Origin of the sequence: Actinomadura gamaensis, from assembly GCF_042652125.1 — a bacterium.
In the GTDB taxonomy this organism is placed as follows: domain Bacteria; phylum Actinomycetota; class Actinomycetes; order Streptosporangiales; family Streptosporangiaceae; genus Spirillospora; species Spirillospora gamaensis.
On the sequence record NZ_JBHSIT010000010.1, the window covers coordinates 80,356 to 103,380 of the forward strand.

The window sequence follows — 23,025 nt, forward strand, 5'->3', positions numbered from 1 at the left end:
CCTCGCGCGGGGGCGGGGCGGCCTTGCGCCGGAACGGTCAGACGGCGACCGGGGTGGTGGCGGGTTCGAGGGCCAGGTCCAGCACCTCGCGGACGTCGCTGACCGCGAAGACCGTCATGTCCTTCAGGACCTCGGCGGGGACGTCCTCGAGGTCGGGCTCGTTCCGCTTCGGGACGATCGCGGTGGTGATGCCGAGGCGGTGGGCGGCGAGCAGCTTCTGCTTGAGCCCGCCGATCGGCAGCACCCGTCCGGTGAGGGAGACCTCGCCGGTCATCGCGACGTCCGACCGGACCGGACGGCCCGACAGCAGGGACGCCAGGGCCGTGGTCATGGTGATCCCGGCGCTCGGCCCGTCCTTCGGGACGGCGCCGGCGGGCACGTGGACGTGCACGCCGCGGTCCTTCAGGTCGCCGACCGGCAGTTCCAGCTCCGCGCCGCGCGAGCGCAGGTAGGACAGCGCGATCCGGGCCGACTCCTTCATCACGTCGCCGAGCTGGCCGGTGAGCGTGACGCCGGTGTCGCCGGTCTCCTTGTCGGCGAGGGACGCCTCGATGTAGAGGACGTCGCCGCCCGCGCCGGTGACCGCGAGGCCGGTCGCGACGCCGGGCACGCCCGTCCGCCGCTCGGACCTGCTGAGCTCCGCCTCCGGCGTGAACCGGGGACGGCCCAGGTAGTCCTTCAGCTCGGCCTCGCCGACCGTGAGGGGCAGCGCGGTCTTCTCCAGCGCGACGTTCGCGGCGACCTTGCGCAGGACGCGGGCGATCGCGCGGTCCAGGGACCGGACGCCCGCCTCGCGGGTGTACTCCGACGCCAGCTTCCGCAGCGCCGCGTCGTCGAAGGAGACCTCCGACGGCTCCAGCCCGGCCTTCTCCAGCTGCTTGGGCAGCAGGTGGTCGCGGGCGATCGTCACCTTCTCGTGCTCGGTGTAGCCGTCGAGCTGGACGAGCTCCATCCGGTCGAGCAGCGGCCCGGGGATGGCCTCCACGACGTTCGCGGTCGCGAGGAACAGCACGTCCGACAGGTCGAGCTCGACCTCCAGGTAGTGGTCGCGGAAGGTGTGGTTCTGCTCGGGGTCGAGGACCTCCAGCAGCGCCGCGGTCGGGTCGCCGCGGTAGTCGGCGCCGACCTTGTCGATCTCGTCCAGCAGGACGACCGGGTTCATCGAGCCGGCCTCGCGGATCGCGCGGACGATGCGGCCGGGCAGCGCGCCGACGTAGGTGCGCCGGTGGCCGCGGATCTCCGCCTCGTCCCGGACGCCGCCGAGCGCCACGCGCACGAACTGGCGTCCCATCGCCTTGGCGACCGACTCGCCCAGCGAGGTCTTGCCGACCCCGGGAGGACCGGCGAGCGCCAGCACCGCGCCGCTGCGCCGTCCGCCGACGACGCCGAGGCCGCGGTCGGACCGCCGCTTGCGGACGGCCAGGTACTCGATGATCCGCTCCTTGACGTCGTCGAGGCCGGCGTGGTCGGCGTCGAGGACCTCGCGCGCGCCCGCGATGTCGTAGGCGTCCTCGGTGCGCTCGTTCCACGGGATGTCGAGGACGGTGTCGAGCCAGGTGCGGATCCAGCCGCCCTCGGGCGAGGCGTCGGACGACCGCTCCAGCTTGTCGACCTCCTTGAGCGCGGCCTCGCGGACCTTCTCGGGGAGGTCGGCGGCCTCGATGCGGGCGCGGTAGTCGTCCTCCTCGTCCGCGGGGTCGCCGTTCAGCTCGTTGAGCTCCTTGCGGATGGCGTCGAGCTGCTGGCGCAGCAGGAACTCCCGCTGGGTCTTCTCCATGCCCTCCTGGACGTCCTTGCGGATGGTCTCCGCGACGTCCAGCTCGGCGAGGTGGTCGCGCGCCCAGCCGATGACCAGGGTCAGCCGCTCGACGGTGTCGGCGGTCTCCAGCACCTCGACCTTCTGCTCGTCGCTCAGGTAGGGGGCGTAGCCGGCGTTGTCGGCGAGGGTGGACGGGTCCTCGATCTGCTGGACGACGTCCACGACCTGCCACGCGCCGCGCTTCTGCAGGATGGCGCTGACCAGGCCCTTGTACTCCTTGGCCAGCTCGTGGGCGCGGCCGTTCGCGGGCGGGATCTCGACCTCCTGGCCCTCGACCCACAGCGCCGCGCCGGGGCCCGTCGTCCCCGTCCCGATGCGGACGCGGGAGACGCCCCGCACGACCGCGCCGGGCTCGCCGCCGGGCAGCCGGCCCTCCTGCTCGATCACGCCGAGCGTGCCGACGGCGGCGTACTGGCCGTGCAGCCGGGGCACCAGCAGGACGCGCGGCTTGACCGCCGACCGGATGCCGGGCCCCTGGCTCTTGGCGCGGGCCGCCGCCCGGGCCGCCTCCACCGCCGCGCGCACCTCGCCCTCGGACAGGTCGAGGGGGACGACCATGCCAGGCAGAACGGCCCCGTCGTCCAGGGGCAGCACCGGCAGCGTCAGGGTCTCGCTCATGCTCTCAGCTCCAAGTCTTCTCGGGAACCCGAACCCCGGAGGGTTGAGTCATCCACACTCAAGAAAACGGAGCCCGAAATAATTTCCTCAGCAACGTTCGCTCTCAGCGATCAGGATCTCCGGTTCCCGCCGGCACCGGCCGCTCGGCTCGGAACGCCCGGCGGTAGGCGCCCGGCGTCACGCCCAGGGCGTTGACGAAGCGCCTGCGGAGGTTGGTGGCCGAGGACAGCCCGACGCGGCGGGCGATGGCGTCCAGGGGCAGGTCGGTCGACTCCAGCAGGTCCCGGGCCGTGGCGATCCGCCGGGCGAGCAGCCACTGCCCCGGACTCGTGCCGAGCTGGTCGGCGAACCGCCGGGCGAGGGTGCGCGCCGAGACGCCCGCGTGCGCGGCCAGGCTCTCGATCGTCACCGGTTCGCCGAGCCGCTCGGTGATCCATTCCAGCAGCGGCGCGAGCGAGCCGTCGATCTGCGCGGGGTGCGGCGGCGCCGAGTACTGCAACTGGCCGCCCTCTCGGTGGGGCGGCATGACCATGGTCCGGGCGATGTGCGCGGCGTACCGGGCGCCGTGGTCGCTGCGGACGAGGTGGATGCACAGGTCGATGCCGGCCCCGGCGCCGGCGCTGGTGGCCACGTCACCGTGGTCCACGTACAGGACGTCCGGGTCGACTTCGATGCGCGGGAAGCGCGCGGCGAGTTCGTCGGCCAGCGCCCAGTGGGTGGTCGCCCGGCGTCCGTCCAGCAGTCCGGCGTGGGCCAGCGCGAAGGCGCCGGAGCAGATGCTGACCAGCCGCGCTCCGCGGGAGTGCGCGCGCCGCAGCGCCCGGACGACCGCGGGCGACGGCGGCTCGCCGGTGGGCAGCCAGCCCGGGACGACCACGGTGTCCGCCCGGTCGAGCGCGTCCAGTCCGCGGGTCACGAGCATGTCGTACCCGGCGCGGGTCGCGACCGGGCCGGGGTGCTCGGTGCACACGCCGAAGGCGTACCGCGTCGGGAGCTCCGGCCGCTCGATCCCGAAGATCTGGGCCGCGCAGGCGAGCTCGAAGGTCGACTGCCGTGGACGGACGAGCGCCACCACCTCATGCATGGCAGGAAAGTACCTCATGACGTCTTTTCTGACACTCGGCAGGACGCCGCGCTCCCACCAGGCTGGCCCCCGGACAGGTGCCCGTCGATCGGATTGGGGGACGTGATCAGATGACCGAGAGGGAGAGGACTTCCGGCGAGGACCGCTGGCGTGCACGGACCCTGGTACTGGCGCTCGGAACGTTCGCGGTCGGGACCGACGGGTTCATCGTCGTGGGCCTCCTTCCCGAGATCCACGAGACGCTGCATGTCAGCACCGCCGCAGCCGGGCAGCTGGTGAGCGTGTTCGCCGTCGCCTACGCGCTCATGGGGCCGATCCTCGCCGCGTTGACGGGCAGGTGGCCCCGGCGCCGGGTCCTCGTGGCCGGAGTCGCGCTGCTCGCGGCGGGGAACGCCGTGACCGCGTCGGCGCACGACTACGGACTGGTCCTCGCGTCCCGGGTGCTGGCCGGTTCCGGTGCCGCGCTGTTCGTCGCGAGCGCCGTGGCCACGGCCGCGCACCTCGCCGGTGACCGGCGGAGGGGGAGCGCCATCGCCATGGTGACCGCTGGGGCGACGCTGTCGCTGGTGCTGGGCGCTCCGCTCGGCACGCTCATCGGCGGAGCGTGGGGCTGGCAGAAGGCGATCTGGTTCGTCGCCGCGGTGGCCGGTGCCGTCGCGGTCGTCCTCGCCGTCCTGTTGCCGCCCATCAGGCTCGACCAGGGCGCGACGCTGCGGCGGCGCCTCGCGCCGCTGACCGACGGGCGGGTGATCCGCGTCCTGGTGGTCACGCTGCTGGCGTTCGTCGGCATCTTCCTTCCCTTCACGTACATGAGCGCGGTCTTCGCGCCGGCCGTCGGCGGCGAGCAGTCACGGCTCGCGCTCCTGCTGCTGGTGTTCGGAGCCGCCGCCACAGCGGGGAACCTGACGGCCGGCTCGTTCGCCGACCGGTACGGCCCGCGCCGCGTCGTGATCGGCGCCACCGCGGGCGCCGCCGCGGTTTTCCTGATGATGCTTCCGATCCGGGACGCCTTCGTTCCCGTGGTGATCGCCGAAGCGCTCAGCGGTGTCGTGTCGTACTCGGTCATCGGGCCGCAGCAGCATCGGATCATGGCCTACGCCCCGCCGGAGGGCGCGTCGCTCGTGACCTCGCTGAACACCTCGGCCGGCTACCTCGGCAACTTCTCGGCCAGCATCATCGGAGCGGTCGTCCTCACCACCACCGGCTCCCCCGCCCTCCTGCTGCCCGTCGCCGCGGCGTTCACCGCGCTCGCGGCGTTCCTCACCTGGTGGCTGTCACGGCGGCAGGCTCACGCGGCCCTCACGCGCCGGGACCGCCGTCGCGTTCCTTCCGCCGCCGCGCGTCGCGGAGCCTGAGGATGTAAGTCGCGGTGAGCGCGACGGCGCGGTCTTCGTCGCGGGCCAGGTCGGCGAGGGCGCGGGACGTCGTGTCGCCCGGAATGTCCGCGAGCGCCTCCGTCAGCCTCCGGCGCGCGGACGGGTCGAGAGTGGCGCGGGCGAGCTGCTCGACCAGTCTTGCCGCGATGCCGTCCGCCGGCCCGGAATCGGTTGTTCGCGCGGCGGCTGCCGGTGGAGCGGGGCTGGTCGCCAGTGTGGTCAGGGCGTCGGCTGCGGCGGCGTCGTCCACGCCTTCGACGATCATGTCGATGAGCGTGGGGATCGCGTCGGACGCTTCGGGCACGGCCTGCGCGCCGCGCGCGCCGAGTGCCAGGGCCGCGCGCCTCCGGATCGCGATCTCGGGATCGTCGAGGGCGTCGTGGAGCAGCGCGGTCGCCGCGTCGTCCGGGAACTCGGAGACGCACCGGACGGCGCGGTCCCGCACCTCGGCCGACGGCGAGCCGAGCCCGTCCGCCAGCAGGGCCAGCCCCCGCCCGCCCGACCGCGCCAGAGCCCAGCGGAGGGCTCCGGCGACGTTCGGGTCCGTCTCGCTCAACGCCGCCTCGACCAGCGCCTCGACCGGGAGAGGCACCTTCTCGGACGAGGCGAGGGCCGCGTGCTGGCGCCTCCCGGCGCTCTCCGAGCCCAGGGCCTGGAGGAGCGCGACGACCCGGAGGACGTCCTCCCAGCCGGCGGGCTCCGCGGCGTCGATCCGGCGCAGCCGCGTGAGCAGTTCCGTCTCGGCCGCGATGCGCTCCCGCGTCCGGCGGATGAGATCGTCGATGAGCTCCGAGGGGGTGAAGCCCGGATCGTCCAGCGCGGCCCCGACCTCGCGCAGCGACAACCCGAGGGAACGGAGGCTCTCGATGTGGAAGATGCGCCGGATGTCCTCGTCGGAGTACGCGCGGTAGCCGCTCTCGGTGCGGCCCATCGGCCGCACCAGGCCGAGCTTCTCGTAGTGCCGGAGCATCCGGGCGCTGATCCCGGACCGTCGCGCCACGTCGCCGATCAGCACCGCCTACCGCCCCTGTCCGGCGGCCGGGCCGAGCGCGACGAGGCGCTTCGCCTCCTCGATCGCGAACTCGAACCCGGCGTCCGGGTCGCGCCACAGGTGCTCCGTCGCGATCGCGTGCTGCCGCACCCGCGGATCGGGGTCCTTCTCCGCGGCGCGCAGCACCGGCGCGAAGGCCGCCTCGCCGAGCGCGATCAGCGCCCTGCTGAGGCTCAGCCGCGTCGGACGCCCGCCCCGTCCGAGCTGCGTCGCGAGCACCGCGGCGAGCCCGGCCTCCTCGCCCTCGGGGACGAGGACGACCGCCGCCCGCCACGCGCTCCGCGCCACCTCGCCGTCGGCGTCGGTCAGCAGCGGCCGGGTGATCGCCGGCCACGCCCGCCGGTCCCCGATCTTGGACAGCGTGTGCAGCGCCTGGGCCCGTGCCCGCGCGCGCTCCGAGCGGAGCTCGCCGACGAGCCGCGGGACGGTCACCGGCGACGGGTGCCGCACGAGAGCCCACGTCAGCGCCTCGCGCACGAAGAACTCGGGCTCAACCCCGCACCGCTCGACCAGCGTGCCGACGAACCGCGGGTCCGGGCTCGCGCCGACCGCCATCGCCGCCTTCAACCGCACCGACGCGTCACCGCTCTCCAGCGCCCGGAACGCGCGCTCCATGGTCGTGTCCTCGTCCGGCAGGGACATCGCGATCACCTCCTCTCCCCCAGTGAAGACCTTGTCACCGTGTCAAGGTCAAGCGGGCCGCTCCCGGGACGCGGAGCCCGGCGGCCTGTCCGGCTTCGGCCGATCTCCGGGACGCGTCGGGGCGGTCGTGGCCGCTCGACGCCCGAGGGTGACCGGTCCCGGCCGCGCGACGCTCCGGGGGGCCGGGAAACGTGAGCGCGGCGTTGACCTTTCCCAAGTAACGTCCGTCACACGGACGCCGTGGGGCGACGGGCACCACGCGATCACCCCGGAGGAGGTGCAGCGATGAACGGCAGGGAGTTCGGCGGGCTCACGACCGCGCACATCGCGGACGCGTGCATCAGGGCGGAGGTGCCGGTGCGGTGCGGTCCCGCCGGAACCCGCGCGGTCGCGGTGGGCGGGCGGCTCGCCGGGCGCGTCCTCCCGGCCCGCCACGCGGGCAGCGTGGACGTGTTCCTGGAGGCGTTCGAGCACGCCGAGCCCGGCGACGTCCTCGTCGTGGACAACGGCGGGCGGCTGGACGAGTCGTGCGTGGGCGACCTGGTCGTCCTGGAGGCGAAGGCGGCGGGCCTCGCCGGGGTCGTCATCTGGGGCCTGCACCGCGACACCGCCGACATCCGCGCGATCGGGCTGCCGGTGTACAGCCTCGGCTCGATCCCGACCGGGCCGCTGAGCCTCGACGCGCGGCCGGACGGCGCGCTGGAGTCCGCGCGCGTCGGCGAATGGACCGTGACCAGGGACGACACCGTGTTCGCGGACGACGACGGCGTGCTGTTCGTGCCGTCCGGCCGGGTGCCGGAGCTCGTCGCGCTCGCCCGCGGCATCCGCGACACCGAGCGCGGGCAGGCCGACCGGGTGCGGGCGGGCGAGACGCTCCGCGACCAGTTGGCCTTCCGCGACTTCCTGAAGGCGCGGCGGGACGATCCGACGCTGACCTTCCGGCGGCACCTGCGCGGCCTCGGCGGCGCGATCGAGGAGTAGCCCTCCGACGCTCGACGTCCCGCGTCCGACGCCTCCCGTTCGGCGCGGACGGCCGGGTTCGTTGACAGAACCGCCGTCGCGAGCGGAGGCTTGCGTCCGTCCGTAGGCGATCGAAGTCCGCAGGCGATCGAGGTCCGTAGGCGATCGAGGTCGGTAGGCGGTCGAGGTCGGCAGGTGATCGAGGGGAGACGCGATGAAGGACGACTTTCTGCTCGCCGGACGGGTGGCGCTGGACCTCCTGCGGGAGCCCGAGGTCGGGACGTCCTGGAACCGGCCGAGCGCGCTTCCCGAGTTCAGCGTCGCGGGGCTCGCCGCGCACCTCGCCTACCAGGTGATCTTCGTGCCGGGCGTGCTCGACGCACCGCGTCCGGTGGAGGAGACCGTCCCGCTACTGGAGCACTACGCCCGCTCCGCGTGGGTCGGCGCCGACCTGGACGCCGAGGTCAACGTGGGCATCCGGGAGAACTCCGAGAAGGCGGCCGGGGACGGACGGGACGCCCTGGTGGCGCGGCTGGAGGAGGCCCTGGACGATCTCGCCGGACGCGACTTCCAGGGCGACCGCCCGGCGCGGTTCCCGTTCTGGGGCCCGTGGTCGCTCCGCCTGGACGACCTGCTGGTCACCCGCATGATGGAGATGGTCGTCCACGCGGACGACCTGGCCGTGAGCGTGGGGGTCCCGACGCCGGAGTTCCCGCCGCGGGTGATCGAGCCCGTGCTCGACCTGCTGTCGCGGCTGGCGCTGCGCCGCCACGGCCAGACCGCCGTCGTCCGCGCCCTCAGCCGCGCCGAACGCTCCCCCGGCGTGATCGCCGCCTTCTGACGGGCGGAAATACCGTCGCGTCCCGCCGCGGGCGCCGAATACCGTTCGTCCATGACCGAGACCACGCGCGAGGAACGCGACGCTGCGGAGAAGGCCGAGGACAAGGACACCGCGCAAGCCGCGGGGACGTCCGCGGAGACATCCGCGGGGAAGGACGCGGAGAAGGACGCGGGGACGTCCGCGGGGAAAGACGTACCGCTCCAGGGGGAGCGCGTGACGCTGCGTCCGGCGGAGGAGTCCGACATTCCCGCACTGGTGGCGATCCGGCGCAAGCCGGAGGTGTTCCGGTGGTGGCGGGGCGGCGACGACATGGAGAAGGCCGTCCGCGAGGACCTCGCCGAGGACGGCGGGCACAAGTACACGATCGTCCACGCCGGCCGGGTCGCCGGATGGATCCAGTGGCACGCCGAGGAGGACCCCGACTACCGGCACGCGGGCATCGACGTCTACCTGGACCCCGACCTGCACGGGCGCGGCCTCGGGACGGACGCCGTCCGGACCCTCGCCCGGCACCTGGTCCGCGACCGCGGCCACCACCGGCTCACGATCGACCCGGCCGCCGACAACGCGCCCGCGATCCGGTGCTACACGAAGGTCGGCTTCCGGCCCGTGGGGATCATGCGCAAGTCGGAGCGCGGGAACGACGGGACCTGGCACGACGGCCTCCTCATGGACCTGCTCGCCGAGGAGCTCGACTAGCGCGGACGTCCCCGGACATCCCGCCGATCTCACGCTCCGTCATTTCGGACGGCCCTTCCCTCATTTCGGGGCGCGTCCGGCAAAACCGCAGGCCAGAGCCAGGAATCTTTCTTGACCTTGGTTTACGGCCCTATGGCGCGGGGGTACCTTTCACATCGAGATCGTGACACTGAGTGACGGTAAAGGTCAACGGGCCGCCAAGCCCGAACCGGGCCGTCCGGAGCGAAGGGGAGGAGGCCGGGATGCGCGGAGCGACGCGGACGAACCAGCTCATCGCGGTCCCGCCGCCGGCCCCGCCGTCCGTCCCGTCGCGGGCGTCCGATCTCGTCCGAATCTCCCTGCCCGGCCCGGTAGCCACGGCCGAGGGCGTTCCCGAACCGCCGGACCGCGCCACGCACCACCCCCAGGGTTCCACGGTGCGCCTGGTACCGGCGTCGTCCGGCGACACACCTCGGGTCCTCGGCCGCACCGGACCGGTCCACGACCCCGGTCCGGCGACGACAGCCGGGTCCGGGCAGGGGAAGAACGGCCTGCCGTCGCGGGAGCGCGGTGCGGCGGCAGGCCCCCCACCATCCGCGTCCACGGACGCGCGGAGCGCCCCGGCCGGCGGCCTGCCCGTCCGCCGGACCGGGGCCGCGCCGGACCGGGCGGATCGCGCCGCCGGGACCGGCCGCCGCCACCGGACGCCGGCGCCGTACGCCCCCGCGGCACCGCCGTCCCCCACCGCCGGGCCGGCGGCCGCCCCGAGCACGGCCGCCGGCCCGGCCTTCCCCCTGCCGCCCCCGCACCGTCCGCACCGTCCGAGCCGTCCGCGCAGTGCGGGCCGTCCGCGCCATGCGGGCCGTCCGCGCCATGCGGGCCGTCCGCGCCATGCGGGCTGGCCGCGCCGTGCGGGCTGGCCGCGTCGTCGGCGCTGGCCGGGCCGTCCGCGCGAGGCGGAGCCGCCGGCGCGCGCGGGTCATTTCAGCGTCAGAGCCCAAGTCTCGCCGTGGACGGTGTCCCCGAAGCGTTCCGACGGGGGCTCCTTGTCGACCAGTTCGAAACCCGCGCGGGCGTAGATGCGGCGCGCGGGTTCCTGGATGGCGGTCGTCCAGAGGACGATGCTCTCGTAGCCGGACGCGCGGGCGAAGCGGACGCACTCGTCCACAAGCTTGCCGCCGATGCCCGCGCCGCGCGTGTCGGGCTCGACGATCAGCAGCCTGAGCTGGGCGGTCGTGGCGTCCCTGCGGACGCAGAAGATGCTGCCGACGCGGCGGCCGTCGAGTTCGGCGATCCAGGCGTTCTCGCACTCGGGGTCGTGCCGCTCGACGTACTCGGCGACGACGCGGGCGACGAGCGCCTCGTAGGTGCGGTCCCAGCCGCATTCGGCCGCGTACAGCTCGCCGTTGCGCTGGACGACCCAGCCCAGGTCGCCGGGGGCGAGCGGGCGGAGCACGACCTCGCCGCCGGGGGGCGCGGGGTCCGGCCCGTCCAGCAGTTCGCGGACGGTGCGCATCGCCTCGACCAGCCGGTCGCGGTCCGCGCCGGTGAGGCCGTCGAGCAGGGTGCGGACCTGCGCGGCGGACCGCTCGTCCAGCACCGTGAACACCTCGCGGCCGCGCGCGGTCAGCCGGACGACCTGGCGGCGGGCGTCGTCCGCCGAGCGCTCGCGCTCGACCAGGCCGTCGCTCTCGAAGCGGGCGAGCATGCGGCTGAGGTACCCGGCGTCCAGGTCGAGCGCGCGGCGCAGCGCGAGGACCTCGGTCTCCGGACGCTGCGCCAGTTCGAACACCACGCGCGCCTCGGTCAGCGAGTACGGCGTCCGGACGTGGCCGTCGCCGAGCAGGCCGAGGACGCGCGTGTAGAAGCGGTTGAAGTCGCGGACGGTCGCGACGTGGTGGGCGGGCACCGGCATGTCGATCCCCCTCGGCTCATTGTTTGACTGAGTCAAACAATAGGGCGGAGTGCGGGCCGGCGTCCAGTTTTCGGGGAGATCGGCGACGCGAGCCGGCCGCGGCCCGATCGGGCCGCGACCGGATCAGACTTTCGCCAGGATCAGACTTTCGCCGGGGACAGGCCCTCGGCGAGGTCGGGCACTCGCTGGGATCAGGCCCTCGGCGGGGTCGGGCTCTCGCCGGGACAGGCCCTCGGCGGGGTCGGGCTCTCGCCGGGATCAGGCCTCGGCCGCCACGGCGCCGCGCTCCAGTTCGGCGCGCGCGTCGCGGACGATCCGGTGCTCGACGTAGAACGCCAGGAACGGCACCAGGCCCGCCGCCACCATGAGGACCATCTTCGACAACGGCCAGCCGGCCCGCCGGTACAGGTCGAACGCCGTCACCAGGTACACCATGTACAGGATCCCGTGGATCGGCGAGACGACCGCCGACGCGCCGGGCTGGTCCCAGACGTAGCGCAGCGGCATGGCGACGAAGACCAGGATCAGCAGCATCACGCCGACGAGCAGCGCCATGATCCGGTACCGCTTGATGGCCGCTTCCACGAGTCACACCTCTCTCGGCGCGCCCCGCGGCGCGCTCACCGACGTTCGTTTCCTTCGACCGGACGCCCCGGCCGCCCCGCCCGCAGCACACGCATCGACGCTCCGGACGCACCGGGCGCGTCCACCGCGAGGCGTCCACCGCGACGCGCCGCCTAGTCGCGGCGGCCGGTCTGCGAGTTGAGCCGGGCCAGGTAGCGGTTGTAGGCGGCGAGCTCGGGGTCCTCGGTCTCCTGCCGCTTGATGATCGCGCGGGTGACCGCCTTCTCGGCGGGCTCCTCGATCACCTCCGGGCCGCGCGGGATCGACTCCTCGCCGGTCAGCTCGTCCCGGATCATCTTGACCCACATCACCACGACGAAGATCGCGAAGATCGGCCACTCGAAGGTGTAGGCCCAGCTGCGGTCGTTGCCCGCCTCCGCGCGGTCGAACTGCCACCAGCCGAACCCGAGGAACGCCCCGAACAGCACGATCGCCGTCGCGTGGAGCCCGATCCAGCCGGGGGTGAAGAACCTTCGCACGCCACGAGCGTACCCCCGCCTCCGCCGAGCCCGTGCAGACCCCCGCCGAAGCGTCCGCGCGGTGGAATCCTCCAGGTCAGGCCGGACAAGGGCCGCGACGGCGCGAGGGGCTCAGCCCTCGATGGGCGGGCCGACGTAGACGGCGCGCGGACGGAGCGGCGAGCGCCCCTGGTACTCCTCCAGGGCGTGGGCGAGCCAGCCCGCGACGCGCGCGACGGCGAAGATCGCCTCGCCCGCGCCGGGGACCAGCCCGGCGACACCGCCGAGCAGGGCGAGCGCGAAGTCGATGTTGGGCTCGGGGAGCCGCCGCCGCTTCGCCTCGGCGAGGACGGCGTCCGCGACCGCGACGCGCGGGTGCCCGGGCGCGGCATCCCGGACGAGCTCCAGCAGGACGGTCCCCCGCGCGTCCCCGGCCTTGTAGACCGTGTGCCCGAACCCCGGGATCCGCTCCCCCGCCCGCAGCCGGTCGCCGATCACGCGCGGCACCTGCCCCGGCTCGCCCGCCTCGGCGAACAGCCGCTCCGCCGCGTAGGACGCGCCGCCGTGCAGCGGCCCGCTGACCACGCCCAGCCCCGCCGTGACCACCGCGTACGGATCGGCCCGCACGGACGCCGCGACCCGCGCCGCGAGCGTGGACGCCGCCAGCTCGTGATCGGCGAGCAGCACCATCGCCGCCTCGAACGCCCGCAGCAGCCCGGGCGTCGCGTCCTCGGGACTCAGCGCCCGCCACAACCTCGCCGCCACCCCCGCGCCACCGGAGACCGCGCTGCCGGTGCCGGCCGTCCGCGCGGCGGGAGGCAGCGCGTCGACCAGGCCGGCGATCAGGGCGCGGGCCGTGACGAGGACGCCGTCCGGGTCGATGTGGACGCGCAGCGGGTCGGTCGCGGCGAGGCTGGTGGTGATCACTTGGAGGCGGTCGAGGGGCAGCAGGTCGTCCGGGAGGCCGGACTGGGCGGCGCGTGCGGCGCGAACCCCTTCGTCCGACGCCCGCCAACCGCCGGTCGCCGCCTCCCGGCCGGTCGCGGACTCGCGGTCGAGGGCGGACTCGCGGTCGAGGGCGGACTCGCGGTCGAGGGCGGAGGGGTCGCCGGTCCAGAGCCATTCGGCCACGGACTCGAACGGGAAGCCGGTGGCGAGGGCGAGCGCGTCCCGTCCCCGGTAGTAGGGACGGTCCGGGCCGAGGGCGGTGACGGCCGACTCGATGGCCAGCTCGGACGGGCCGGGCGGTCGGCGCGGCCTGCCCTTGCGGGCCAGCTCCTCCACCTGGGCGGCGTCGAACAGCGAGCGGCGGCCCGCCTCGTCGCGGCGGCGGCGGAGCACGCCCCGGCTGACGTAGGCGTACAGCGTGGCGGGTTTCACACCGAGCCGTTCGGCGGCCGATGCCGCGTCGATCCACTCCCCCACCTGCGATCCCCTCGCTTCGATGTTGATTATAGTCAATATTGATACATGTCGATTCCGGTGTCAATCTGAGGCCATGCCTCAGATTCACTTCCTGGACGTCACCAACCGGGACGGCGTCCAGACCGCGCGCACCGGGCTCTCGAAGTTCGGCAAGACGATGGTCAACCTGTACCTGGGCCGGCTCGGCGTGGCGCAGTCGGAGATCGGCTTCCCGTTCCTGTTCCACGAGGTCCCCTACGTCCGGGCGCAGCTCGCGCTGGAGGAGGCGGGGGCGTTCGGCGGCCTGCGGCTCTCCGGCTGGTGCCGGGGCGTCGCGGCGGACGTCGAGAAGGCGCTGGAGGTGCGCTCGCCGTCCGGCCGCTCCCTGCGGCACATGAACCTGTCGATCTCGACGTCCGACTACATGATCGCGAACAAGTTCCGCGGGAGGCTGGACCGCGCGGCCATCATCCGCGAGGCGCAGGCCGCCGTCCGGGCGGCGAAGGCGGGCGGCGTCGAGACCGTCGGCGTCAACGCCGAGGACGGCTCGCGCACCGACGACGGCTTCCTGCACGAGTTCGCCCTCGCCGCCAAGGAGGCGGGCGCGGACCGCGTCCGCTACTGCGACACGATCGGCGGCGACAGCCCCGGCCGGATCCGCGAGCGGTTCGCCAAGCTCGCCGCCGTCATCGAGATGCCGGTCGAGACGCACTGCCACAACGACCTCGGGATGGCCGTCGCGAACTCGGTGTCGGGCGCGCTCGGCGACCTGGAGGCCGGGCAGGACGCCTGGGTCAACACCTGCGTGAACGGCATCGGCGAGCGCGCCGGGAACGCCGACCTGCTGTCCACGATCCTCGCGTTCGAGCACGCCTTCGGGGTGGACGCCGAGATCGGCGACGCGCTCGACCTGTCCTGGGCGCGCCGCTTCGCGCTCTGGGCGAGCTACGCCTTCGGCCAGCCGCTGCCGTACAACCAGGTCGGCGCGGGCGTCAACGCGTTCGCGCACGAGTCGGGCATCCACGCGGACGGCGCGCTCAAGGACCACGGCAACTACGAGCTGTTCGACGAGAGCACCCTCGGCCCCTTCCCGGACGACCTGCACGCCCGCCGCGGACGCGTCGTCCTCACCGGCGAGTACGGCGGCCGCGCCGGCTTCCGCCACGTGATGGACGAACTCGGCGTCGAACCGTCCGACCCGGAGCTCTCGTTCCAGCTCGTCCAGCTCTGCAACGCGATGACCGGCCGTCCCCTGACCGACGACGAGCTCCGCCTCATCGCCGCGCACCCGTCCGAGCTGGCGCTCCTGTTCCCCTCCCAGCTGTCCTGACCGCGGGACCCCGCGTCCTCTTCCGGACGCGGGGTTCCGGGCGGGGCCGGGATGTCGGTGGGCGGCTCTATGTTCCGGGCATGAGCAGCGCACAGGCGTATCAGTACGTCCGTCCGTCGGCGCTCACGGGCGCGGGCCTCGGGTTGTCGACGTCGGGTGGGACGACGGCGTCGAGCGGACGGGCGGACCACCCGCACTTCTTCAGCGGCGTGCTGACGCGCGCCGCGCCCGCCGCGGCGGGACTGCTCGGGCTCGCGGACGTGGCGCGCACCCGGTACCACCGTCCGCAGCCGACCGCCCTGCGCGACCCGGTGGTCACCTGCAACGGGGACCGGCTCCGCCTGGAGTCGTTCTCGGCCTGCGGGGGCGTCTACGCGCGGCTCGACGTCCTGCAGGACGCGCTGGACGGCGAGGTCGTCGAGCTCGGCACCACCAACGTGGACGTCAACGGCCCGCTGCGCGAGGCGCTGGCCAGGGTCGGCGACGACCCGATGCATCTGGCGGTCGGGACGGCCGAGCTCGTCGTCACCACGCTCGACGGCGCGACGGTCGAGAAGAAGGTGCCGCTGCCGGACCGCTGGCTGCGCGGGTTCGCCGAGGTGCAGGTGATCGCCTCCGGTTTCGACGCGCGCGCCGAGCTGCGCGCCGCCGACGCCGTCCGGTTCCTGCGGGGGCTGCCGCGCGGCGGGCGCGGCGAGGTGCTGTGGGCCGTCCCGGCGGGACGGTCGCTGCGGTTGACGACGCGTCCCGCGCCGGGCGCGGTGTGCCTCGCCGGGACGCATCGGCTCGCGACTCTGTTGCCGCTCCTGCGCTTCGCTCGCGCGCTGCGCCTGTACGGGCCGCCGGTCACGGCGGGATCGCAGCCCGCGGCGTCCGCGTGGGAGCTGGAACTGCCCGGTATGCGCTACGTGCTGACGCTGTCTCCCGAGACGTTCCGCGGGTTCTCCGGCGAGGGCGCGGTCCTGGACGCGCTGGCCGCCGACGAGACCGCCGCGGACGCGGACCTCGTGGGCGCGCTGCTCGCGTTCGAGCCGCGCCTGGACGCCGACCTGCTCGCGGCGGGCGCCGGCCTGACGCCCGCGCGGACGCGCGCGGCGCTGACCCAGCTCGGCACGTCCGGACGGGTCGGTTACGACCTCGCCGAAGCCGCGCACTTCCACCGCGAGCTGCCGTACGACCCGGCGCGGGTCGCGGAGATGAACCCGCGCCTGCGCGCCGCCCGCGCCCTCGCCGAGGACGGCGCGGTCCGGTTCGAGACGCCGGAGCTGGCCCGGGTGACGACCGGCGAGACCCGGACCGTCCGGTTCGACGGTGACCGCGCCACCTGCACGTGCCCGTGGTGGCTCGATCATCGAGGCGGGCGGGGGCCCTGCAAGCACGTCCTGGCGGCACGGCTCGTCCGCGACGGCTCCCGGCCCGTCGGCGACGGCTCGGGCGTTGGGGCCTCCGCCCACCCGGACGACGTTCGCGCGCCGGGTGTCGGGGGGCGGGCGTGAACGAGGAGGTGCGGGCGGCGATCGTCGCGGGGCGCGGGCGGGAGGTGCTCGGGCTCGTCCGCGGGCTCGGGGCCGCGGAGCGGAAGGCCGTCGCCAAGGAGCTGCCCAAGCTGCTGCGCGAGGTGCGGGAGGCGTCCCAGTACGGGCTGATCGACGCGCCGGTGGCGGACGCGCTGCTGCTGGCCGGGCTCGCCACGATCGGCGGCGCGGCGGGCGCGGCGAGCTGGCTGGCCCGCGCGGACCTGCGGTGGTGGACGCGTCGCTGGGAGCGGCGGAGCGCGTCGAGCACGCAGCCGCCGCTGACGCTCGCGGTGGAGGACCGCTCGGACGAGTGGGTCGCCGACGTCGTGCGGCGGGCCGCCGCGCGGATCCGCGACCGGTGGCAGGACGAGGGGCTCTGGCACGCGGTCGCCGCGCTCGTGCCGCGCGCGGGCGGGGCGCCGCCGTCCGACGAGGGGTTCGTCCTCGGGTGGACGCGGTGGGGTCCCGGGCCGTACGACGTCGCGCGGGACCCGTTCGCCGACGCGCTGGTCCCCCGCCTCTTCGAGGTGGACGGCGCGGGCGACGGGACGTGGGTCGCCCCGCTCGCCGAGTTCGTCGCGTCCGGCCGTCTCGACCGGTCGGACGCGCTGGACGGGTGCGTCCGCCGCCTGCTGCGCGGCGGGCGCCCCCAGGACCTGCGCTGGTTCTGCGAGCTGTACGACGCGCTGGCCCCCACCGTCGATGAGGCGGCGGCGCGGCTGCGCGACCTGGTGCGGCTGCTGCCCGCCGCGTCCGGCGGGGCGGCCGTGCTGGCGCTGCGCGAGATCCGGCGGGTGGACGAGGCGGCCCCGATCCCGCTGGACGCCTTCGCCGAGGCGGTGGAGGGCGCCGTGTTCCGGCCCGAGAAGCGGCTGGTCCGCTCCGCGCTGGTGTGGGCGAACCGGACGGCGGGCCGCGACGGTCGCGCCGACGCCGCCGTGCTGGCCGTCCTGCCCCTGTTCCAGGCCGAGGACCTGGATCTGCGCGAGCGCGCGGTGAAGCTCGTCCGGAAGCACGCGGGCGCGGCGACCGTCGAGACGCGCGATGCGGCCCTCGGCGCGGCCGCGTCCCTGCCCGCCGACCTCCGCGCGCTGATTCCGGGGTTCGAGCCGTCCGTGGAGGGCGAGGAGCCGAGGGTCTTCGACCCGCTTCCGCCCTATTCGCCCCCGGTCGCGACGCCGCCGATCCGCTCGGCCGCCGAGCTGGTCGAGGCGATGACGACCGTCCTGGGCGGCACCGGATGGAACGGGTTCGAACGCGTCATGGCGGGCCTCGTCGAGTGCGCGTACCGGGACCCGGACGGCACGCGCGCGGCGGTGTCCGAGCTGGCGCAGGCCCAGCCCTGGTACTTCCGGGCTTTCGAGCCCAACCGCGAGGACGACCCGAGGCAACTGCTCGGACGCGCCGTCGATCGCCTCGGCAACCTCGGGCACGAGCCCGCCGGCGGGAAGCGCGCTCTCGCGGGCGCGCTGCGGGCGCGGCTCAGGCAACTGTCGAAGACGCCGCCGGAGCGCTGGGAGCGGCGCAACACCCAGCGCCCGGCGCCCATCCGGTTCCTGATCTGGCGGATGCTGGAGGCCGTCGAGGGCCTCGGCCGGACGCCGTTCCTGCTCGCCGTCCCGACCGAGGGGAACGGCCTGATCGCCCCGGACGTCCTGGTCGAGCGCGCCCTCCGGTACGAGGCGGACGGCCTGGAGATCGGCCGCGCGGACCTCGCGCAGGCGCTGCTGCGCACACCGCCGGAGGTGTCCGCGGAAGTGCTGAAGAAGGCCGGTGAGCTGCGGTCCGAGCGCGGGCGGGCGCTGGCGGAGCATCTCGGCGCGGACGTCCCGCCCAGCCCCGCGATCACGCTCGCGCCGGTCACCATCCGGCGCAGGGGCCACCCTTATTACAGCCGGCAGCAGCAGGAGGCCGTCCGGCTTCTGCCCACGGTCGTGCCGGCCGTCCCCGGCCAGGGCATCGCGGACGCGTGGCCGCTGTTCACGCTGCCCGACGGGGAGGGCTGGAGCTCGCTGCCGTCGCTGGGCTACTGGCCCGGGTACGACGAGCTGCCCCGGATCATGCCGACGCACCGCGAGGTCGCCGCCGCGCACCTGCTACCCGCCGTGTCCGGATTGCCGGAGATCGATGCGCAGTGGGCGCTCGACGCGGTGGACCACGCCGTCCTCGCCCTCGCCGAAGCGGACGGCCCGGCCGGGCCCGCGACGGCCGCCGTCCTCGCCTACGCGGCGTCCGCCAAGAAGGCCACGGCACGCGCGACCGCCCTGGAGGCGCTGCTCGTGCTGGCGTCCCGGAACCTCCTTCCCGCCGCCGACCTCGGCCGGACGATCGCGACGCTGGCCGGGCTGGGCGGCGTGAAGCTCAACCGGATCGTCGGCGTCCTGGCCGACGCGGCGCACGCGGGCGCGCACGCGGAGGTCTGGGAGGCCGCGCGCGAGGCGCTCCCGCCGCTGCTGGCCGCGTCGGCGACGGCGCCCGCGCCGCCGGGCCTCGGCGACCTGGTGCAGATCGCCGCGCGCTGCGCCGAGGCGCTGGGCGTCCGGGCCGACTTGCCCGGTCTCGCGGACACCGCGGCGCGCGGCGGGACGTCCCGGCTCGTCCGGGAGGCCCGGCGCCTCCAGCGGACCTTGGCGCGGGCCGGGTGAACCGTCGGTGGGGAGGCGTAGCGTGGACGCCGGCTTCGACGGAGAGGGGAGAGATGTCCGGAACTCTGGCGTTCGGTTCGCTCGACACGGCGCTCGGACGCCTGCTGGTGGCCGTGACCGAGACCGGCGTCGCCAGTCTCACCTGGCGCGACACGCCCGGCACCCGCGCGCGGACGGCCACGCAGCTCGGCCTCCCCGCCGTGGACGACCCGGACCGCACGGGCGAGGCGCTCGCGCAGCTCAAGATGTTCTTCGGCGGTGACCCGCACGCGTTCGACCTGCCGATCGACTGGCGGCTGACGAACCCGTTGCAGCGCCGGGTGCTGGAGACGCTGTACGAGCGGGTCCGCTGGGGTCAGACGATCACCTACGGCACGCTCGGCGAGCGCTCCGAGGCGGGCGTGAACGCGCAGGCCATCGGCCAGGTCATGGGCTCCAACCCGATCCCGCTCATCGTGCCGTGCCACCGCGTCGTGGCGTCCAACGGCATCGGCGGGTACAGCGGCGGCAGCGGCATCGAGGTGAAGCGCTGGCTGCTCACGATGGAGGGCTCGCTCCCCGCCACCCTCGACTGGTCGCTGGAAGACGGTCCCAGCGCCCTGTGACCGGCGCCCTGTGACCGCCGCCCTGTGACCGCCGCCCTGTGACCGGCGCCCGCTGATCGGCGCCCGGCCGCGGCCCCTCGCGGGGTCAGGGCGGGAGCAGGCGGCCGTCCTCGATGGTCAGGGTGCGGTCGACGAGGTCGAGGGCGCGTTCGTCGTGCGTCGCCACCAGCACGGACGCGCCGGTTTCGCGGGCGTGCTCGGCGAGGAGGCGCATGACGGCGCGGCCCCGCACGCGGTCGAGGCTGGCGGTCGGCTCGTCCGCCAGGAGCACGGGCGCGCCGGTGTAGAGCGCCTGCGCCACGCAGGCGCGCTGGCGCTCGCCGCCGGAGAGCCGGTCCGGGTGGCGGCGGGCCTTGGCGGCCAGGTCCACCGCCGCGAGCAGTCCGGCCGCGCGGGCGCGGTCGGCGCGGGTGATCTTGTATCCGGCGACGACGCGCCGCGCGAGCAGGTTCTCCTCGACCGTCAGGTACGGGATCAGCGAGCCCGCCTGGAGGACGAACGCGACGCGGCGGGCGACCCGATCCAGGCGCAGGCCCGCGATGTCCTCGCCGAGCACGCGGACGCGGCCGGACGTCGGGCGGAGCAGGCCGCCCGCGACGGCCAGCAGCGTCGTCTTGCCGGAGCCGCTCGGCCCGAGCAGCGCGGTCACCTCACCCGGCTTCAGGACGAGGTCGATGCCGTGCAGCACCTCGACGCCGCCGTAGGCGTGGTGGACGTCGCGCAGGTCCAGCGGGGCGGTGGCGGTCGCGGCGGTCATGCGTTCCTCCCGAGCGAGAGCAGCGGGTCGACGGTGAGCAGGCGGCGCACGGACGCGGCGGACGAGCCCAGCGCGAGCGCCGCGAGCAGCCCGGCCGAGACCGCGGCGGCGTCGCCGGGCAGCGAGAACGTCCCGGTGGGCATGGCCGCGCCGATCCCGGCGACGACCGCGAGCCCGAGCGCGACGCCGAGGACGGTCGTCAGCGCCACCTGCACGAGGTGGGAGCCGACGAGCAGCCGGGCCCGCGCGCCCGTGGCGCGCAGCACGGCGAGGCTCGGCTCCTTCTGCATCGTGAAGATCCAGAAGACCGTGCCGGTGAGCAGCGCGGTGACGGCGAGCAGGAACCCGCGGATCAGGTCGAGCGTGCCGGTCTCGGCGCTGTACCCCGGCACGGACTCGACCGCCGTCGCCTTGGTCACCGCGTCCGTGCCGGGGACGGCCGCGGACACGTCCCGGGCGAGGCGCGCGGCGTCGCCCGGCCCGGTCACCAGGTAAGCGCCGACGGCGGACGGCTGGACGCGCCGCCACACGCTCAACGGCACCTGCGCGACGGCCGTGTGCTGGATCGACCCGAGTTCGGCGAACCCGGCGACGGCCAGCCGCACTCCGCCGGGCTGCACGGTCAGCACATCACCCGGGCGCGCCTTGCCGTCCAGCGTCCGATCGAGCACGATGCCGCCCCCGGCGAGGGCGTGCGCTGCGAAGGGCGCGGACGGGGTGACGCCCATCAGGGCCAGCGGGAGCGACTCGCCGGAGGGCCCCTTGGCCTGCGCCATCGTCTGACCGATCGGCTGCACCGACGACACGCCGGGCACCGCCTTGATGCGCTCGGCGTCGGCGGCAGGGAGCGAACTGCGCGAGAGGGTCTTCTCCGCGCCCGCCGCGTAGACGACGACGTCCGCGGGGAGTTTCCGGAGGCCCGAGACCCCGGCGTCGCCGAGGCCCACGGCGAGCCCGGTGAGCATGAAGACCAGGAACGCGACGAGCCCCACCAGCAGGGCCGTGAGTCCGAACCGCACCCGGCCGTGCCTGATCTCGCGCCAGGCGAGGAACCACACGACGATCACATCCCTAAGTTTCCGACGATGCGTAGGCAAAGATACCTACGCGGCGTCGGAACGCCAACTTACCGACGCGACGTCGTGAAACGTAGAATGGCCGGGTGCCCAGAATCAGCGAGCCCACCGTCGCCGAGCACCGCGCCCGGCAGTTGCGGACCCTGCTCGACGCGGCCCGCGCGCTCGTCGCCGAGGAGGGCATCGAGGCGCTGTCCCTCGCCGCGCTCGCCCGGCGCGTCGGGCTGTCCCGGCCGAGCCTCTACGAGTACTTCCGCTCGAAGGACGACCTGGTCGCCGCGATCGTCGAGGAGGAGCTGCCGCGCTGGGCCGCCCTCGTCGAGCAGGCCCTCACCGGCCCGCCGGACCTGGTCGGCAAGGTCGGCGCGTACGTCCGCGCCCAGCTCGAGGTGATGACGGACGGCCGCCACGCCGCCGCCGTCCAGCTCGTCGAGCACGCGCTCGCCGAACCCGCCCGCGAACGCATCCGCGACGGCCACGCCCAGCTGCTGCGTCCCCTCGCGGACGCCCTCAAGGACGCGGGCATCCCCGATCCCGAACTGCGCGCCGCCCTCGTCCAGGGCATCGTGGACGCCGCGGCCTCCCTCGCCACGCGCACTCCCGCCGCGGCTGAGACGGTCGTGGAAGCGGCCGTCGCCCAGGCCGTCCACGGCCTGACGCCGCCACCCGCCTGAAGCACCGGCCGCCGGGCGGCTGCGGCGCGGTCAGTAGGTGATGCCGGTCAGCTTCTCGGACTCCTCCCACAGGCGGCGGGCGACGGGGAGGCTGTTGGCCTGCGGCGGGGGCGTGACCTTGGCCGGGGCGCCCCGGTACTGGAACAGGCGCGGGCCGTAGCAGGCGCCGGGGGTCACGTCCGGGACGACGGCCGCGTACAGGATCGGCAGGGCGCCCATCGCGGCGGACTGGGCCAGGACCGCGTTGCCCAGCGTGGCCAGGCGCTCGGCCAGGTGGCGGCCCGCCATGCGCGGGCCCGCGGTCTGGAGGTTGGTGGCCGCGAAGCCTGGGTGGGCGGCGACGCTCGTCACGTCCGGGACGCGCCGGGCGAGTTCCTTGGCGAACAGCAGGTTCGCGAGCTTGGACTGCCCGTAGGCGAGCCACCGGCGGTAGCCGCGCTCGCCCTGGAGGTCGTCGAAGCGCATCCGTCCCGTCCAGGCGACGCCGCTGGTCACGGTGACGACGCGGGGGGCGGGCGCGCGGCGCAGGGCGGGCAGCAGGAGGCCGGTCAGCGCGAAGTGGCCGAGGTGGTTGGTGCCGAACTGCATCTCGAAGCCGTCGGCCGTGGTGCGCTTCGGCAGGGCCATCACGCCCGCGTTGTTGACCAGGACGTCGATCGGCTCGTCCCCGCGCCGCCGCGCGAACGCGCGGACGGAGGCGAGGTCGGCCAGATCGAGGGAGGCGAGCGCGAGGTCGGCGTCCGGCGCGGCGGCGCGGATCCGGTCGAAGGCCGCCTGGCCGCGCTCGGCGCTGCGGCAGGCGAGCGTGACGGCCGCGCCGTGCCGGGCCAGCTGGAGCGCGGTGTGGAAGCCGAGCCCGCTGTTGGCGCCCGTCACGACGGCGCTCCGGCCCCGCAGGTCGGGAATGTCCGCCGCCGTCCAGCCGCTCATGGTGCACCTCCGCGTCTCGTC

General features: G+C 74.8%; 20 protein-coding genes. 9 read left to right on the forward strand and 11 right to left on the reverse strand.

The window, feature by feature from the left end; translation table 11 throughout:
* Positions 1 to 37 precede the first annotated feature (37 nt).
* Positions 38 to 2,437 carry an endopeptidase La gene (gene lon / locus ACFPCY_RS30620; RefSeq protein WP_378260875.1) on the reverse strand — a complete coding sequence of 800 codons (2,400 nt, stop codon included), beginning with the start codon at positions 2,435 to 2,437 and terminating at the stop codon, positions 38 to 40.
* Positions 2,438 to 2,540: 103 nt separating this feature from the next.
* Positions 2,541 to 3,521 (reverse strand): helix-turn-helix domain-containing protein, encoded by a 981-nt coding sequence (locus tag ACFPCY_RS30625; RefSeq protein ID WP_378260877.1) that lies wholly within the window; start codon positions 3,519 to 3,521, stop codon positions 2,541 to 2,543.
* 110 nt (positions 3,522 to 3,631) lie between these two features.
* On the opposite strand from ACFPCY_RS30625, the gene ACFPCY_RS30630 reads away from it, so the two are divergent.
* The gene (locus ACFPCY_RS30630) at positions 3,632 to 4,876 is read left to right on the forward strand and encodes an MFS transporter (protein ID WP_378260879.1); all 1,245 of its coding nucleotides are present in this window, start codon (positions 3,632 to 3,634) and stop codon (positions 4,874 to 4,876) included.
* Here the strand turns inward: ACFPCY_RS30630 and ACFPCY_RS30635 are convergent.
* Together ACFPCY_RS30635 and ACFPCY_RS30640 are read right to left on the reverse strand one after the other, a co-directional pair.
* A complete protein-coding gene (locus tag ACFPCY_RS30635; protein ID WP_465251243.1) occupies positions 4,821 to 5,897 on the reverse strand; it encodes a HEAT repeat domain-containing protein in 1,077 nt (358 codons plus the stop codon). The genes ACFPCY_RS30630 and ACFPCY_RS30635 overlap by 56 nt on opposite strands.
* A gap of 18 nt (positions 5,898 to 5,915) precedes the next feature.
* The gene (locus tag ACFPCY_RS30640) at positions 5,916 to 6,590 is read right to left on the reverse strand and encodes a HEAT repeat domain-containing protein (protein ID WP_378261450.1); all 675 of its coding nucleotides are present in this window, start codon (positions 6,588 to 6,590) and stop codon (positions 5,916 to 5,918) included.
* A 285-nt stretch (positions 6,591 to 6,875) separates the two neighbouring features.
* On the opposite strand from ACFPCY_RS30640, the gene ACFPCY_RS30645 reads away from it, so the two are divergent.
* The 3 genes from ACFPCY_RS30645 to ACFPCY_RS30655 all read left to right on the forward strand — a co-directional run bounded on the left by ACFPCY_RS30645 (position 6,876) and on the right by ACFPCY_RS30655 (position 9,090).
* A complete protein-coding gene (locus ACFPCY_RS30645; protein WP_378260883.1) occupies positions 6,876 to 7,571 on the forward strand; it encodes an RraA family protein in 696 nt (231 codons plus the stop codon).
* Positions 7,572 to 7,764: 193 nt separating this feature from the next.
* A complete protein-coding gene (locus ACFPCY_RS30650) occupies positions 7,765 to 8,391 on the forward strand; it encodes a maleylpyruvate isomerase N-terminal domain-containing protein (protein WP_378260885.1) in 627 nt (208 codons plus the stop codon).
* Between the two features lie 213 nt (positions 8,392 to 8,604).
* Entirely contained in the window at positions 8,605 to 9,090 is a 486-nt protein-coding gene (locus tag ACFPCY_RS30655; protein WP_378261453.1) for a GNAT family N-acetyltransferase, read from the forward strand.
* Between the two features lie 958 nt (positions 9,091 to 10,048).
* Here ACFPCY_RS30655 and ACFPCY_RS30660 read toward each other — a convergent pair.
* From ACFPCY_RS30660 to ACFPCY_RS30675, 4 genes are all read right to left on the reverse strand, one after another.
* The gene (locus ACFPCY_RS30660) at positions 10,049 to 10,984 is read right to left on the reverse strand and encodes a bifunctional helix-turn-helix transcriptional regulator/GNAT family N-acetyltransferase (RefSeq protein WP_378260887.1); all 936 of its coding nucleotides are present in this window, start codon (positions 10,982 to 10,984) and stop codon (positions 10,049 to 10,051) included.
* Between the two features lie 258 nt (positions 10,985 to 11,242).
* Complete coding sequence (locus tag ACFPCY_RS30665; RefSeq protein ID WP_378260889.1) at positions 11,243 to 11,569, reverse strand: DUF3817 domain-containing protein; 327 nt, start codon at positions 11,567 to 11,569, stop codon at positions 11,243 to 11,245.
* 152 nt (positions 11,570 to 11,721) lie between these two features.
* On the reverse strand, positions 11,722 to 12,087 hold the full coding sequence (locus tag ACFPCY_RS30670) for a hypothetical protein (protein ID WP_378260891.1): 366 nt from the start codon (positions 12,085 to 12,087) through the stop codon (positions 11,722 to 11,724).
* Between the two features lie 111 nt (positions 12,088 to 12,198).
* Positions 12,199 to 13,491: a citrate/2-methylcitrate synthase gene (locus ACFPCY_RS30675; protein ID WP_378260893.1), complete on the reverse strand. Its 1,293-nt coding sequence runs from the start codon at positions 13,489 to 13,491 to the stop codon at positions 12,199 to 12,201.
* Between the two features lie 73 nt (positions 13,492 to 13,564).
* On the opposite strand from ACFPCY_RS30675, the gene ACFPCY_RS30680 reads away from it, so the two are divergent.
* The 4 genes from ACFPCY_RS30680 to ACFPCY_RS30695 all read left to right on the forward strand — a co-directional run bounded on the left by ACFPCY_RS30680 (position 13,565) and on the right by ACFPCY_RS30695 (position 19,567).
* Entirely contained in the window at positions 13,565 to 14,800 is a 1,236-nt protein-coding gene (locus tag ACFPCY_RS30680; RefSeq protein ID WP_378260895.1) for a LeuA family protein, read from the forward strand.
* Positions 14,801 to 14,880: 80 nt separating this feature from the next.
* The gene (locus tag ACFPCY_RS30685) at positions 14,881 to 16,296 is read left to right on the forward strand and encodes an SWIM zinc finger family protein (protein WP_378260897.1); all 1,416 of its coding nucleotides are present in this window, start codon (positions 14,881 to 14,883) and stop codon (positions 16,294 to 16,296) included.
* On the forward strand, positions 16,293 to 18,962 hold the full coding sequence (locus ACFPCY_RS30690) for a DUF7824 domain-containing protein (protein ID WP_378260899.1): 2,670 nt from the start codon (positions 16,293 to 16,295) through the stop codon (positions 18,960 to 18,962). Before ACFPCY_RS30685 ends, ACFPCY_RS30690 begins: the two co-directional genes overlap by 4 nt.
* A gap of 53 nt (positions 18,963 to 19,015) precedes the next feature.
* A complete protein-coding gene (locus ACFPCY_RS30695) occupies positions 19,016 to 19,567 on the forward strand; it encodes a methylated-DNA--[protein]-cysteine S-methyltransferase (RefSeq protein WP_378260901.1) in 552 nt (183 codons plus the stop codon).
* Between the two features lie 85 nt (positions 19,568 to 19,652).
* Here the strand turns inward: ACFPCY_RS30695 and ACFPCY_RS30700 are convergent, their stop codons facing one another.
* Together ACFPCY_RS30700 and ACFPCY_RS30705 are read right to left on the reverse strand one after the other, a co-directional pair.
* Positions 19,653 to 20,324, reverse strand: coding sequence for an ABC transporter ATP-binding protein (locus ACFPCY_RS30700; RefSeq protein WP_378260903.1), 672 nt, complete (start codon positions 20,322 to 20,324; stop codon positions 19,653 to 19,655).
* Entirely contained in the window at positions 20,321 to 21,391 is a 1,071-nt protein-coding gene (locus ACFPCY_RS30705) for an ABC transporter permease (RefSeq protein ID WP_378260905.1), read from the reverse strand. The genes ACFPCY_RS30700 and ACFPCY_RS30705 overlap by 4 nt, the downstream gene beginning before the upstream one ends.
* A gap of 95 nt (positions 21,392 to 21,486) precedes the next feature.
* Between ACFPCY_RS30705 and ACFPCY_RS30710 the strand changes: the two genes are divergently transcribed.
* Complete coding sequence (locus ACFPCY_RS30710; protein WP_378260907.1) at positions 21,487 to 22,074, forward strand: TetR/AcrR family transcriptional regulator; 588 nt, start codon at positions 21,487 to 21,489, stop codon at positions 22,072 to 22,074.
* 30 nt (positions 22,075 to 22,104) lie between these two features.
* Here the strand turns inward: ACFPCY_RS30710 and ACFPCY_RS30715 are convergent, their stop codons facing one another.
* Positions 22,105 to 23,004 carry an oxidoreductase gene (locus ACFPCY_RS30715; protein WP_378260909.1) on the reverse strand — a complete coding sequence of 300 codons (900 nt, stop codon included), beginning with the start codon at positions 23,002 to 23,004 and terminating at the stop codon, positions 22,105 to 22,107.
* Between the last annotated feature and the right edge of the window lie 21 nt (positions 23,005 to 23,025).

Coding starts and splice junctions, on each gene's coding strand:
- lon (WP_378260875.1), bottom strand. CDS start 2,437: ATGAGCGAGACCCTGACGCTGCCGGTGCTGCCCCTGGACGACGGGGCC.
- ACFPCY_RS30625 (WP_378260877.1), bottom strand. CDS start 3,521: ATGCATGAGGTGGTGGCGCTCGTCCGTCCACGGCAGTCGACCTTCGAG.
- ACFPCY_RS30630 (WP_378260879.1), top strand. CDS start 3,632: ATGACCGAGAGGGAGAGGACTTCCGGCGAGGACCGCTGGCGTGCACGG.
- ACFPCY_RS30640 (WP_378261450.1), bottom strand. CDS start 6,590: ATGTCCCTGCCGGACGAGGACACGACCATGGAGCGCGCGTTCCGGGCG.
- ACFPCY_RS30645 (WP_378260883.1), top strand. CDS start 6,876: ATGAACGGCAGGGAGTTCGGCGGGCTCACGACCGCGCACATCGCGGAC.
- ACFPCY_RS30650 (WP_378260885.1), top strand. CDS start 7,765: ATGAAGGACGACTTTCTGCTCGCCGGACGGGTGGCGCTGGACCTCCTG.
- ACFPCY_RS30660 (WP_378260887.1), bottom strand. CDS start 10,984: ATGCCGGTGCCCGCCCACCACGTCGCGACCGTCCGCGACTTCAACCGC.
- ACFPCY_RS30680 (WP_378260895.1), top strand. CDS start 13,565: ATGCCTCAGATTCACTTCCTGGACGTCACCAACCGGGACGGCGTCCAG.
- ACFPCY_RS30685 (WP_378260897.1), top strand. CDS start 14,881: ATGAGCAGCGCACAGGCGTATCAGTACGTCCGTCCGTCGGCGCTCACG.
- ACFPCY_RS30695 (WP_378260901.1), top strand. CDS start 19,016: ATGTCCGGAACTCTGGCGTTCGGTTCGCTCGACACGGCGCTCGGACGC.
- ACFPCY_RS30700 (WP_378260903.1), bottom strand. CDS start 20,324: ATGACCGCCGCGACCGCCACCGCCCCGCTGGACCTGCGCGACGTCCAC.
- ACFPCY_RS30715 (WP_378260909.1), bottom strand. CDS start 23,004: ATGAGCGGCTGGACGGCGGCGGACATTCCCGACCTGCGGGGCCGGAGC.